Source organism: Acidovorax sp. CF316, assembly GCF_000276605.1.
Lineage (GTDB): Bacteria > Pseudomonadota > Gammaproteobacteria > Burkholderiales > Burkholderiaceae_C > Acidovorax.
Map to the genome: position 1 here is coordinate 1 of NZ_AKJX01000274.1, position 11,673 is coordinate 11,673.

Consider the following 11,673-nt stretch of genomic DNA (forward strand, 5'->3'; position numbering starts at 1 on the left):
TGCCGCTCCTGCCAAGAAGGCTGCTGCGCCCAGCAAGAAGGCTGCCGCTCCTGCCAAGAAGGCCGTAGCCGCCAAGAAGGCCGCCCCTGCACCCGCCAAAAAGGCAGCTCCTGCCAAGAAAGCGGCCAAGGCCCCAGCCCCTGCGCCAGCTGCAGCCGCAGCCGCTCCCGCAGCGCAGACCACGCTGAACCCTCAGGCAGCATGGCCCTTCCCCACGGGCACCAAGCCGTAAGTCTCTGGCTTACGCGCTTCGCGCTCAACCCGGTGCTTCGGCACCGGGTTTTTTTATGCCCGAACGGAAAGCACGGGACGCGCCTCCTGCACCGTGCGTGGCACCGGCACAGCGACGCAATCCATCAGGCATCCATTGCACTGCGCGCCACCCGCGGCGCATGAAACTGGTGCGCCATGGCCAGTGCCCCCCGCGCAAGGGCCGCCCCGCCGCATATGCGGCGCTTCGCTTGCGTGCGCTGGGGGCGTTCCCCCTCCCAGATTGCGAAGCAAACTGAGAGAGGCGTGAAGGCGCGCAGCGCCTCCGGGGGCACTTCAACTCACGCGGGCTGGAAGTCCAGCGTGTAGCTTTGCGGACCGCGCTGCGCGATCTTGAGGGCTCCGACCCGGTTGCCCAGTTCCGCACACTTCACCAACGACCAGCCGCGCTCCAGGCCGAACAGCAGCGCACCGCGCCAGGCATCGCCGCAACCCGTGGGGTCCACGACAGCGGCCGGCACCACGGCGGGCACCAGCGTCTTCTCGCCCTTGACCCATACCTCGCAGCCCTCGCCACCCAGCGTCACCACCAGGCCGTCGACGCGCTGCGAGATCTCGGCCAGGCTCCAGCCCGTGCGTTCGCTGAGCATCTTGCCTTCGTAGTCATTGACGGTGACCCAGGTGGCCTGTTCGATGAAGCGCGAGAGCTCGGCGCCGTTGAACATGGGCAGGCCCTGGCCAGGATCGAAGACAAAGGGAACACCGGCCGCCACCAGCTGCGCCGAATGTTCGAGCATGGCATCGCGGCCATCGGGCGCGATGATGGCCAGGCGGATGCCATCGCCGGACTCGATGCGGTTGGCATGGGCCTGCATCATGGCGCCGGGGTGGAAGGCCGTGATCTGGTTGTTGTCGCGGTCGGTCATGATCATGGCCTGGGCGGTGTGGACGTCTTCCACCTGGCCCACGAAGCGCCGGCTGATGCCCAGGGTGTCCAGGCGCTGCAGGTAATCGGCACCATCGCTGCCCAGCATGGCCATGGGCAGGGGCTCGCCGCCCAGCAGCTTCAGGCTGTAGGCGATGTTGCCGGCGCAGCCGCCGAAGTCGCGGCGCAGCGAGGGCACGAGGAAAGACACGTTGAGGATGTGCAGCTGCTCGGGCAGGATCTGCTCGGCAAAACGGCCCTCGAAGGTCATGATGGTGTCGAACGCCAGGGAACCGCAGATGAGGGCAGCCATAGTAGGAAGAAGGTAGAGAGAGGGTTGGAGGAAGGAAAGGCCCCGGTCCGGCGGGATCAGGGGTAGAAGGTCATCACCCGGTAACCCGACACCCGCGAGGCGCCCGAGGTCACCACCACCGAGACCGAGGTGCTCCACTCGCCGCGCGCCGCCAGCTCGACCGGCGCTGCGAGGTCGGCCGGCAGCAGCACGCGCCGCAGCACAGGCTGGTCCTGGGCGTCGGTGAGCGTCAACTCCACCGCTGGCATTTCCAGCGGTATCTCGGCACGGCTCTTGACGGTGAGCGCCAGTACATAGCCATCGCCGCGCGCCTTGTTGAAGGACGAGCTGTCGATCACCAGGTCGGCAATCTGGCGCTGGGGGGCCAGCGCGCAACCCACATGCGCGCACAGCTGCTGCAGCCAGGGGCGCGAGCGGCTGTCCATCGCGGCGATGCGGTTGCGCTCGTGCACGGCGACCTGCAGGGCCAGCACCCCGAGCAGGAGAACCAGCACCAGCGCCAGCACGCTGCGCACCAGCGGCCGGCGCCAGAAGGCCTTGCGCCGCGCAGCCCGCACGAAGCTCACTTCCTCGGCACCGGAATGGCCGGCCGGCAGCTCGTCGTCTTCGTCGGCGTCCAGGGCCGCCGCCGCTGCAGGCCCGCGCGCGCCGCTGGCAACATCAGGTCGGGCGGGTGCCGATGCCGGAAAGACCGGATCGGGCATCAGCTCGAAATCCGCATCGGCGGGAAAGGGCGTCACGGAGTCGGAAAACCCGCTGGTGGACGATGGCGAAGCCACGGGCGTGCGCCGTGGCCCAGGTTCGGGCACCGCGTCGACATGGCCGAACAGCGGCACGCCGTCATCGTGGTCGTCGTCCTCTTCGTCCGGCACCAGGAAATCGCGCTGCGCCGCCGGGACGGCCGGCGGCAGGTCCAGGGACGGATAGGCACCCCCATCGCCCGGGCCCTCGGGCAGGGACATGATCTCCGTGTCCGGGCCATCGTCGCCGTAGCCGTCACGATCGACCGCAGGCAGGGAATCGGAAAAATCCGCCACCGGCAGTTCGTAGCCGGCAGGCAGCGCCATGCCCTCGGCGGCCGGATCCACCACCTCCCTGGGCCGTGCCGCCGGGCTCGCCACCGGGGCCAGGTCGGCCAGCAGCGAGGCGGCCAGGCCGGGCAGCACACGGCTCTCCTCGCGCGGCGGCGGGGGGACGAACGCGGCGGCGGCAGCAGCAGGCGGCACCGCCGCCGCGGGTGGCGTGGCGGGTACCGGGGGCGCCAGCGGCGCAACCGGCACCACAGGAGCCAGCGGCACAAGGGGGGCCAGGGGCGCCAGCGGCACCGGGGCACGCCAGCCAAAGGTCTGCAAGGGCTCCAGGCTCAGCCCATCGGCACCGGGTGCCACCGCGGGCGGGCGCGTGGCCGACAGGAACGCCGGAACCGTGGGGGCGGGAATATCGAACGCCTCGCCGACCCGGGCGCCGGAGGAGCCCGCCGCAGACGCAGCAGGTGCCACGGGCGAAGGCATGGCCGGCACCGGCGCCGGGACAGGTGCCGCTGGCTGGGCCACGGCACGGCCCGCAGCAGGCCGGGGCGCGGGCGGGTCGAACACGCCCCAGGCGCCCCGCTCTTCGGCGGGTCGGGACACGACCACGGGTGGTGGGCGCGTGTCGGTGAGCGACACGTCGGGCAGCATCGGCGGAGGCGGCGCAGCCACCAGGTAGGCCGCCGCATCGAACACCTCCTTGCACTGCCCGCAGCGCACCCAGCCTTCGGAAATGCGCAACTGGTCGGCGACCACCTTGAATTGGGTCGCGCAGGCCGGGCAGCGTGTGATCTGGCTCATCTGCGGTCGATTGTAGGGTGCGGCATGTACCGCCCCGCACCTGGCATCAGCGCGATGCCGTCATGAGGATCCAGCCGTCCTCGGTGTCCGCCACCTCGAGCTTCACCCAGGGTGCGTAGGCCTCCTTGAGCTCGTCCGCCTGACGGGCCAGGATGCCGGCCAGCACGAGGTGGCCGCCGGGCGCCACGTGGTTGCACAGCAGGGGCGCCAGCACGCGCAGCGGCGTGGCCAGGATGTTGGCCAGCACGGTATGGTACTGGCCGCTGGCCTTGTCGGGCAGGCCGGCGCGCAGTTGCACGCCATTGGCCTGCGCATTCAGGACCGTCGATTCGACCGCCGCCGTGTCGATGTCCACCGCATCGATGTCGGTGGCACCGAACTTGGCCGTGCCGATGGCTAGGATGCCCGAGCCGCAACCGTAGTCGAGCACGCGGCCGAAGGCGGCTGCGCCCTCGCCAGTTGCGCCCTTGCGGGCGATCCAGCGCAGGCACATGCGCGTCGTGGGGTGGGTGCCGGTGCCGAAGGCCAGGCCCGGGTCCAGACGGATGCTGCGCACGGCCGCGGCCGGCAGCTCGTGCCAGGTGGGCACGATCCAGAAATCGGGCGTGATGTCCACGGGCGCGAACTGCGACTGCGTGAGCCGCACCCAGTCCTGGTCGGCCACCTCGGCCACGCCCAGCACCTGGCAACCCTCGAAGAAGTCCTGCACCGACAGCAGTTGCTGCGCCTCGACAGCGGCCTCGCGCGTGGGGAACAGGGCCACCACACGGCTGCGCTGCCAGCCATCCTTGGGTGGCGGCATGCCGGGCTCGCCGAACAGGGCCTGCTCGGCATCGGTCTGCGCGTCGGCATCTTCGACCGAGACGCTGAGCGCGTCCAGCGCGTCCAGCGCGTCACTGACCGGCTCGATCCGGTCTTCGGGGCACATCAGCATCAGCTCGAACATGGGCACAGGCCTCTCAGAAAAAATGAAATGCCGGCCCCCGTTGCCAGGGGCCAGCATGTGGATCAACCAACGGGAAGGCCGCTCAACGTTTGTGTTGGGACAGCCACTCTTCCAGGTAGTGGATGTTGGTGCCGCCGGCCATGAACTTGGCGTCCACCATCAGCTCGCGGTGCAGCGGCACATTGGTGTTGATGCCTTCGATCACGGTCTCCGACAGCGCCGTGCGCATGCGCGCCAGCGCCTGTTCGCGCGTATCGGCGTGCACGATGATCTTGCCGATCATCGAGTCGTAGTTCGGCGGCACGAAGTAGTTGGTGTAGGCATGCGAGTCCACGCGCACACCGGGCCCGCCCGGTGGATGCCAGGTGGTGATGCGCCCTGGTGAGGGGGTGAACTTGTATGCATCTTCCGCGTTGATGCGGCACTCGATGGCATGGCCCCGGATCTCGATCTGGCGCTGGGTGAAGGGCAGCTTCTCGCCGGCGGCGACCATGATCTGCGTGCGCACGATATCCACGCCCGTGATCCATTCGGTCACCGGGTGCTCCACCTGCACGCGCGTGTTCATCTCGATGAAGTAGAACTCGCCGTTTTCGTAGAGGAACTCGAAGGTGCCCGCACCGCGGTAGCCGATCTTCTTGCACGCAGCAACGCAGCGCTCGCCGATCTTCTCGATCAGCTTGCGCGGGATGCCCGGGGCCGGCGCCTCCTCGATCACCTTCTGGTGGCGCCGCTGCATGGAGCAGTCGCGCTCGCCCAGGTAGACCGCATTGCGGTGCTTGTCGGCCAGGATCTGGATCTCGATGTGGCGCGGATTCTGGAGGAACTTCTCCATGTACACCGCAGGATTGCCGAACGCAGCCCCGGCCTCGGCCTTGGTCATCTGCACGGCATTGACCAGCGCGGCCTCGGTGTGCACCACGCGCATGCCGCGGCCACCACCGCCGCCGGCGGCCTTGATGATCACGGGATAGCCCACGGCCTTGGCGATGCGGCGGATCTGCACCGGGTCTTCGGGCAGCTCGCCCTCGGAGCCGGGCACGCAGGGCACGCCCGCACGGATCATGGCCTGCTTGGCCGAGACCTTGTCGCCCATGATGCGGATCGACTCGGGCGTGGGGCCGATGAACTGGAAGCCGCTCTTTTCCACGCGCTCGGCGAAGTCGGCGTTCTCGGACAGGAAGCCGTAGCCGGGGTGGATGGCTTCGGCATCGGTCACTTCGGCGGCCGAGATGATGGCCGGCATGTTGAGGTAGGACAGGGGCGAGGGCGCGGGGCCGATGCACACCGCCTCTTCGGCCAGCTTGACGTACTTGGCGTCGCGGTCGGCCTCGGAATAGACCATCACGGCCTTCACGCCCAGCTCATGGCAGGCGCGCTGGATCCGCAAGGCGATCTCGCCCCGGTTGGCAACAAGGATCTTCTTGAACATGCGCGCCTTACTCGATCACGAACAGCGGTTGTCCGTATTCCACGGCCTGGCCGTTCTCACCCAGGATGCGGGTGACCGTGCCCGACTTGTCGGCCTCGATCTCGTTGAGGATCTTCATGGCCTCGATGATGCAGATGGTCTCGCCTTCCTTGACCTGGCTGCCGATCTCGACGAAGGCCTTGGCGCCGGGGCTGGACGAACGGTAGAAGGTGCCGACCATGGGCGACTTGACCACATGGCCTGCGGGCGCGGCCGGGGCCGGGGCGGGCAGTTCGGCCACGGGGGCGGCTGCAGCCTGGGCAGGGGCAGGAGCCTGCTGCATCGGCGCTGGTACATACTGCTGGACCACGGCGCCGCCGCTCTTGACGATACGGACCTTGCCCTCGGCTTCCGTGATTTCGAGTTCGGACACATTCGACTCGGAGACGAGGTCGATGAGGGTTTTGAGTTTTCGCAGATCCATGAAAGCTCCAACGGCTAAAAACTGAACAGGGCGCGAATTTACTCCAAATTCGGCCTATGCCCGTCTTTGGGCCACAATTTTGATGAACGCCGGAGCGTCGAAGGGCCATTCAGGCCTGAAATAAAGGGCCTCGAAGGCCCGCCCCGCCTAGCGCAGGGCCGACCACTGCTGCAGATCCTGCGCCGTGACCTGGCCCATTTTACGGTGCAGCACCCGGCCTTCCCCGCCCAGCACCACCGTGAAAGGCAGGCCGCCGGTGAGGTTTCCGAGCGAGCGACCCAGGTCGGTGCCCTGCATGCCGGCCAGTCCGACGGGGAATTCCAGCGGTAGCCTGGCCAGGAACTTGCGCACCGAAGACGGCTGATCGATGGCCAGGGCCACCACCTGCCAGCCTTTGGGCGCCTGTTCGCGGTAGAAGGCATTGAGCATGGGGAGCTCTTCGACGCAGGGAGCGCACCAGGTGGCCCAGAAGTTGATGAGCAGCGGCTTGCCCAGGAAGCGCTGCAGCGCCAGGGTGGCCCCGTCCGGCGTCTCGAACTCCAGGGCCCACAGGGCCTTTTCGGCCCCACTGTCCATGGCATGGGGCTGGAACTTCCACCACGCCACGCCTGCGCCGCCCACGGCGGCCGCGCCGGCCACGCCCGCATACAGCCAGCGGCGGCGGGCAGGATCGGCGGGAGCGGCGGAGGCTGCGGGCGGGGATATCTCGGGAGCGGGGGTCGTCATGGAGCAGGGGATTCCGTATCTTGGAGCAGGTGGCGCACGGCCGTGATGTCACCGCGGGGGGAGCGCCCCTTGGCATCGGGCCGCAGCGCACCGCGCAGGTCATCGAGGTCGTAGATCAGCAGGTGGACCCCGATGATCTCCCCCAGTTCCGGCGATTTGCTGCCCAGGCTCAGGGCCTCGACCGATTCGCCATGGAAGCCGGACACCGTGCGCGGTTCATAGTCCACATGGTGGTCGATGAGCGCAATTTCGGCCGACTTGGAGTCATCGCAGAACAACTGCAGGTAAATATCCGACAGGCGCGTGGCCGTGCCATGCCACACGGCGCCACCCAGGTGGGGCCGGAAGGCCGCCATGCGCTCCATCCAGACCAGGGCCAGCTGGCGCAAAGCACGCAGCTCGCGTGGCTGGGTATCGGCGCAGAACAGGGCAATGTACTCGCGCACGGCCTCCTCCACCTGGTCGTTGCCGGGCAGTGCCGTGCGGGCAGGCAAGCCCATTTCGCGCAGCGCACGGCGCTTGGCGGGGCCCCACTCCATCCCTTCCTCGACGACGATGCGGGCGGTGGTATTGGCGATTTCGGCACTCAGAGGTGTGTTCATGGCGCAAACCAGGCAGTGGAGGCTCCATTGTGGCGCGAACGCGCTTTCGGGGTCGTCCACATGCCCCCACAGCAGCGCTGCCCACAGGGCCATGGCGCTCGCAGGACTATCAATTTCATAGCTCCCCAGGCAGGCCGCCCCTGCGGCGCGAGGCCCTGGGTTTGAAAAGTAGAATCATCGACCATGCATATACACATACTGGGCATCTGCGGCACCTTCATGGGCGGCCTCGCGGCCCTGGCCCGCGAAGCGGGCCACCGGGTCACAGGCTGCGACGCGGGCGTCTACCCACCCATGAGCGACCAGTTGCGCGCCCTGGGGATCGAGCTGATCGAAGGCTTCGGCCCGGAGCAGCTGGACCTGGAACCCGACATGTTCGTGGTCGGCAATGTGGTCAGCCGGGTGCGGCTGGCCGATGGCACACCCAAATTTCCGCTGATGGAGGCCATCCTGGAGGCCGGCCTGCCCTATACCAGCGGGCCCCAGTGGCTGGCCGAACAGGTGCTGCAGGGCCGGCATGTGCTGGCCGTGGCCGGTACGCACGGCAAGACCACCACCACCTCAATGCTGGCCTGGATCCTGGAGAGCGCAGGCCAGCAGCCCGGTTTCCTGATCGGCGGGGTGCCGCTGAACTTCGGCGTCTCGGCACGCCTGGGCGCGGCCGCACGGCCGCACGCCGGTGACGGGGCGCTGGGCACCAGCCCGCTGTTCGTGATCGAGGCCGACGAGTACGACACGGCCTTCTTCGACAAGCGCAGCAAGTTCGTGCACTACCGGCCACGCACGGCGGTGCTGAACAACCTGGAGTTCGACCACGCCGATATCTTCGACGACCTGGCCGCCATCGAGCGCCAGTTCCACCACCTGGTGCGCACCGTGCCGCCCTCGGGCCGCGTGGTGGTCAACGGGCTGGAGGAAAGCCTGGCGCGCGTGCTGCACGCCGGCTGCTGGAGCAGCGTGAGCAGCTTCGGCACGGCGGTGGGGGATTTCTCGGCCGTGGGCGAGCCCCATGCCTTCGACGTGGTGCAGCAGGGCCGCACCGTGGCGCGCGTGGAGTGGCCGCTGACCGGCGTGCACAACCAGCTCAATGCACTGGCCGCCATCGCCGCCGCCCACCACGTGGGCGTGGCGCCCGAACAGGCAGCGCGGGCATTGGGTCAGTTCCAGAACGTCAAGCGCCGCATGGAACTGCGCGGCACGGTGAACGGCATCGCGGTGTACGACGATTTCGCCCACCACCCGACGGCGCTGCGCACCACGCTCGACGGCCTGCGCCGCAGCCTCCCGGCCGGCGCGCGCATCCTGGCGGTGTTCGAGCCGCGCAGCAACACCATGAAGCTCGGCGCCATGAAGAGCCAGTTGCCCTGGGCACTGGAGCCCGCTGACCTGGCCTTCTGCCACACCGCCGGGCTGGACTGGGACGCGGCCGAGGCCCTCGCCCCCCTGGGCGTGGGGCCGGGTCAGCGGGCGCAGACCGCCCCCGACATCGACACGCTGGTGGCCCAGGTCAGTGCCGCGGCACGCCCCGGCGACCACATCGTGTGCATGAGCAACGGCGGCTTTGGCGGCGTGCACGCACGCCTGTTGCAGGCGCTGGCCCAATAGGAATCAGAAGGTCACGGCCATTGCAGGGACGTCGACCCGCACCACGGGGCGGGCCAGTGCCGCACTGGCGGCGCGTGCGAAATCGCGCGACCACTGCACATCACCCATCAGCGGGCTGCCGGCGGCCTGGGCCACGGTGAGCACCTTGTCGGCCAGCAGCACCTTGCCGCTGGCGCGCAGGGGCTCGCAGTCGAGGCTGGTGAACTGGTCGTCCAGCCAGCGGCGCCCTTCCTCATGGGTCATGGGCTCGGCGCTCGCGAGGTCGAAACGGAATTCCTGGTTGCCCGCCAGGCGGACGGAGACTTCGCTGTGCATGGGGTGCCTTTCTTGTAAGCGGAGGCGGAAGGCCCCGCCGCCGCACAGGGTCAGCGCACGGGGCCCTCCATGGCCAGAAGCTTACACGCAGGCCGATGCTCAAGCGGCCCTGCGGGCTTGCACGGCAGCGGAAAGGTCGGCCAGCGATTGCAGCGAATCGTCCCAGCCCAGGCAGGCGTCGGTGATGCTCAGACCATAGGTCAGCGCCGCGGCATCGTCCTTGCCGGGCGTGAATTTCTGCGCGCCAGCCGTGAGGTGGCTCTCGATCATCAGGCCGAAGACGCTGCGCGAACCGCCCGCGATCTGGCCGGCCACGTCGCGCGCCACGTCCATCTGCTTTTGGTGCTGCTTGCTGCTGTTGGCATGGCTGCAGTCGACCATCAGGGTGGCGGGCAGCTTGGCGGCTTCGAGGTCCTTGCAGGCCGCGGCCACGCTCTCGGCGTCGTAGTTGGGGGCCTTGCCGCCGCGCAGGATGACGTGGCAGTCCTTGTTGCCATTGGTGTTGACGATGGCGACCTGGCCGTTCTTGTGTACCGACAGGAAGTGGTGGCCGCGGCTGGCCGACTGGATGGCATCGGTGGCGATGCGGATGTTGCCGTCCGTGCCGTTCTTGAAGCCGATGGGCGCCGACAGGCCCGAGGCCAGCTCGCGGTGCACCTGGCTTTCGGTGGTGCGCGCACCGATGGCGCCCCAGGAGATCAGGTCGCCGATGTACTGGGGCGAGATCACGTCCAGGAACTCGCTGCCCGCGGGCATGCCCAGGCGGTTGATGTCGATCAGCAGCTGGCGTGCGATGCGCAGGCCCTCGTCGATGCGGTAGGTCTCGTCGAGGTAGGGGTCGTTGATCAGGCCCTTCCAACCCACCGTGGTGCGCGGCTTCTCGAAGTAGACGCGCATCACGATCTCCAGCGTGTCCTTGTACTGCTCGCGGGCCACCTTGAGGCGGCGCGCGTATTCGAGTGCGGCGGCCGGGTCATGGATGGAGCAGGGACCGATGATCACGAGCAGGCGGTCGTCCTCGCCGGCCATGATGTTGTGGATGCTCTTGCGGGTCTGGGTGATCAGCGTTTCCACCGGCGTGCCGCTGATGGGGAAAAAGCGGATCAGGTGCTCTGGAGGGGGCAACACGGTGATGTCCTTGATACGTTCGTCGTCGGTCTGGCTGGTTTTCTCGACGCTGCGGTACCAGGCATCGCTGGTGGGGTTGGCATGGGCCGTCATGTTGTCTTCCTCGTGGGCTGCAAAGTGGATGGAAATGGGGAGGGCAGAAAAACAAAAACCGCCGGGCTTTGCAGCGTCGGCGGTTGGTATGGTGAGGTTGTGTGTGCTTGCGCGTTCGCCTCTCATCCGCCGGGGACTGAGATAAAAAACCAAAAATAAAACGCGCTGCGAACTTGCATGGCAATCAATGTAGCACAGTCTTGCCGCATTGCAACAACCCCCAGGCGTTGCGAAGACGCAACGCCATGGCGGCTTGCAAGGCAATCCTGGGCGGCAAAGGAGCCGAGAAAATCAGCTGCGCAAGCGCCGCAGCCAGGCGGCCGCGCGCTGCAATGCCGAACGCGGAGGCGGTGGCTCGCTGGGCAGCTCGCTCACCGGCTCGCTCTGGTGCTCGTACATGTCCACCAGCAGCAAGGCCTCTCCCAGGGTGCGCCAGGCAAGCAGCTCGAACTGGTCGAAGCAGGCGCTTTCGCGCGTGTTGCGCTGCTCCAGCGCCTGCTGCCAGGCGGTAATGGCATTGCGCAGCTCGCGCAGGGCCCGCTGGTAGGCACCGAACTCGTAAAGCGCATGCCAGGCCGAGCCCAGGCCGGTGAGGAACAACTGGTGCTCGCGCGCGCAGTGCGACAGGCCCACCACCCGGCGCGTGATGGCCGCCGTGTCGGTGCTGGTGCGGCGCGTGCGCACCGCCTCGTCGATGTGGGTGGACAGGCCGCTCAGGCTGTCGCGCAGCTGGCGCGAATCCTCATCGGCCACGCTCTCGCGCAAAAAACGGCTGATGTCGCCAAACGACTGAAGTGTGTGCTGCAGACTGGGGCGCGTGGCAGGCATGCCGAGATTGTGCGCCGCCCAGGCCCCATGCGGCTACGTGCAAGCCCCAGGCACACCATTTGGCAGGTGAAGACCGGCCAATTGCGGGCAATGGGCAGCGCGAATGGTGTGGCTACGCAACAATTGGCGAGGCGGCCGTAAGACCTCCGGGGCCTCGCCTTCGCTTGCGCCAGGCATCGTTCAAAGCCTCTGAACCGGCGCGGCCCAGGCCAGCGCCCCCCCCGCAAGGGCCGCCCCGCCGCGCTGGGGGCGTCCCCC

At 68.1% G+C, this 11,673-nt stretch carries 11 protein-coding genes and 1 pseudogene; 2 read left to right on the forward strand and 10 right to left on the reverse strand.

Annotation, left to right across the window (positions count from 1 at the left end):
* Positions 1 to 232 (forward strand): annotated as a pseudogene (locus PMI14_RS35705) (histone); the annotation flags it as partial.
* Between the two features lie 319 nt (positions 233 to 551).
* On the opposite strand, the gene PMI14_RS30600 reads toward PMI14_RS35705, so the two are convergent.
* The 7 genes from PMI14_RS30600 to PMI14_RS30630 form a co-directional block, all read right to left on the reverse strand.
* Positions 552 to 1,448 carry a carbohydrate kinase family protein gene (locus PMI14_RS30600; protein WP_007861126.1) on the reverse strand — a complete coding sequence of 299 codons (897 nt, stop codon included), beginning with the start codon at positions 1,446 to 1,448 and terminating at the stop codon, positions 552 to 554.
* A gap of 56 nt (positions 1,449 to 1,504) precedes the next feature.
* The gene (locus PMI14_RS34505; RefSeq protein ID WP_007861128.1) at positions 1,505 to 3,277 is read right to left on the reverse strand and encodes a zinc-ribbon and DUF3426 domain-containing protein; all 1,773 of its coding nucleotides are present in this window, start codon (positions 3,275 to 3,277) and stop codon (positions 1,505 to 1,507) included.
* Between the two features lie 46 nt (positions 3,278 to 3,323).
* A complete protein-coding gene (gene prmA, locus PMI14_RS30610) occupies positions 3,324 to 4,223 on the reverse strand; it encodes a 50S ribosomal protein L11 methyltransferase (RefSeq protein WP_007861130.1) in 900 nt (299 codons plus the stop codon).
* A gap of 82 nt (positions 4,224 to 4,305) precedes the next feature.
* Positions 4,306 to 5,655 (reverse strand): acetyl-CoA carboxylase biotin carboxylase subunit, encoded by a 1,350-nt coding sequence (gene accC, locus PMI14_RS30615; RefSeq protein ID WP_007861132.1) that lies wholly within the window; start codon positions 5,653 to 5,655, stop codon positions 4,306 to 4,308.
* Positions 5,656 to 5,662: 7 nt separating this feature from the next.
* The gene (gene accB / locus PMI14_RS30620; RefSeq protein WP_007861134.1) at positions 5,663 to 6,118 is read right to left on the reverse strand and encodes an acetyl-CoA carboxylase biotin carboxyl carrier protein; all 456 of its coding nucleotides are present in this window, start codon (positions 6,116 to 6,118) and stop codon (positions 5,663 to 5,665) included.
* A gap of 147 nt (positions 6,119 to 6,265) precedes the next feature.
* Entirely contained in the window at positions 6,266 to 6,844 is a 579-nt protein-coding gene (locus tag PMI14_RS30625; protein ID WP_007861135.1) for a TlpA disulfide reductase family protein, read from the reverse strand.
* Positions 6,841 to 7,446: a hypothetical protein gene (locus PMI14_RS30630; protein ID WP_035206350.1), complete on the reverse strand. Its 606-nt coding sequence runs from the start codon at positions 7,444 to 7,446 to the stop codon at positions 6,841 to 6,843. The genes PMI14_RS30625 and PMI14_RS30630 overlap by 4 nt, the downstream gene beginning before the upstream one ends.
* A 183-nt stretch (positions 7,447 to 7,629) precedes the next feature.
* Here PMI14_RS30630 and mpl point away from each other — a divergent pair, with 183 nt between their 5' ends.
* Positions 7,630 to 9,051 carry a UDP-N-acetylmuramate:L-alanyl-gamma-D-glutamyl-meso-diaminopimelate ligase gene (gene mpl / locus PMI14_RS30635; protein WP_007861137.1) on the forward strand — a complete coding sequence of 474 codons (1,422 nt, stop codon included), beginning with the start codon at positions 7,630 to 7,632 and terminating at the stop codon, positions 9,049 to 9,051.
* A gap of 3 nt (positions 9,052 to 9,054) precedes the next feature.
* Here the strand turns inward: mpl and PMI14_RS30640 are convergent, their stop codons facing one another.
* The 3 genes from PMI14_RS30640 to PMI14_RS30650 all read right to left on the reverse strand — a co-directional run bounded on the left by PMI14_RS30640 (position 9,055) and on the right by PMI14_RS30650 (position 11,415).
* Positions 9,055 to 9,366 carry a hypothetical protein gene (locus PMI14_RS30640; RefSeq protein ID WP_007861138.1) on the reverse strand — a complete coding sequence of 104 codons (312 nt, stop codon included), beginning with the start codon at positions 9,364 to 9,366 and terminating at the stop codon, positions 9,055 to 9,057.
* Positions 9,367 to 9,465: 99 nt separating this feature from the next.
* Positions 9,466 to 10,587 carry a 3-deoxy-7-phosphoheptulonate synthase gene (locus tag PMI14_RS30645; protein WP_035206349.1) on the reverse strand — a complete coding sequence of 374 codons (1,122 nt, stop codon included), beginning with the start codon at positions 10,585 to 10,587 and terminating at the stop codon, positions 9,466 to 9,468.
* A gap of 291 nt (positions 10,588 to 10,878) precedes the next feature.
* The gene (locus PMI14_RS30650; protein ID WP_007861145.1) at positions 10,879 to 11,415 is read right to left on the reverse strand and encodes a hypothetical protein; all 537 of its coding nucleotides are present in this window, start codon (positions 11,413 to 11,415) and stop codon (positions 10,879 to 10,881) included.
* Between the last annotated feature and the right edge of the window lie 258 nt (positions 11,416 to 11,673).

Bases quoted from the DNA above. Each gene is read 5' to 3' on its own strand.
- mpl (WP_007861137.1), top strand. From the start codon at position 7,630: ATGCATATACACATACTGGGCATCTGCGGCACCTTCATGGGCGGCCTC.
- PMI14_RS30625 (WP_007861135.1), bottom strand. From the start codon at position 6,844: ATGACGACCCCCGCTCCCGAGATATCCCCGCCCGCAGCCTCCGCCGCT.
- PMI14_RS30640 (WP_007861138.1), bottom strand. From the start codon at position 9,366: ATGCACAGCGAAGTCTCCGTCCGCCTGGCGGGCAACCAGGAATTCCGT.
- PMI14_RS30645 (WP_035206349.1), bottom strand. From the start codon at position 10,587: ATGACGGCCCATGCCAACCCCACCAGCGATGCCTGGTACCGCAGCGTC.
- prmA (WP_007861130.1), bottom strand. From the start codon at position 4,223: ATGTTCGAGCTGATGCTGATGTGCCCCGAAGACCGGATCGAGCCGGTC.
- PMI14_RS30650 (WP_007861145.1), bottom strand. From the start codon at position 11,415: ATGCCTGCCACGCGCCCCAGTCTGCAGCACACACTTCAGTCGTTTGGC.
- PMI14_RS34505 (WP_007861128.1), bottom strand. From the start codon at position 3,277: ATGAGCCAGATCACACGCTGCCCGGCCTGCGCGACCCAATTCAAGGTG.
- PMI14_RS30600 (WP_007861126.1), bottom strand. From the start codon at position 1,448: ATGGCTGCCCTCATCTGCGGTTCCCTGGCGTTCGACACCATCATGACC.
- PMI14_RS30630 (WP_035206350.1), bottom strand. From the start codon at position 7,446: ATGAACACACCTCTGAGTGCCGAAATCGCCAATACCACCGCCCGCATC.
- accB (WP_007861134.1), bottom strand. From the start codon at position 6,118: ATGGATCTGCGAAAACTCAAAACCCTCATCGACCTCGTCTCCGAGTCG.
- accC (WP_007861132.1), bottom strand. From the start codon at position 5,655: ATGTTCAAGAAGATCCTTGTTGCCAACCGGGGCGAGATCGCCTTGCGG.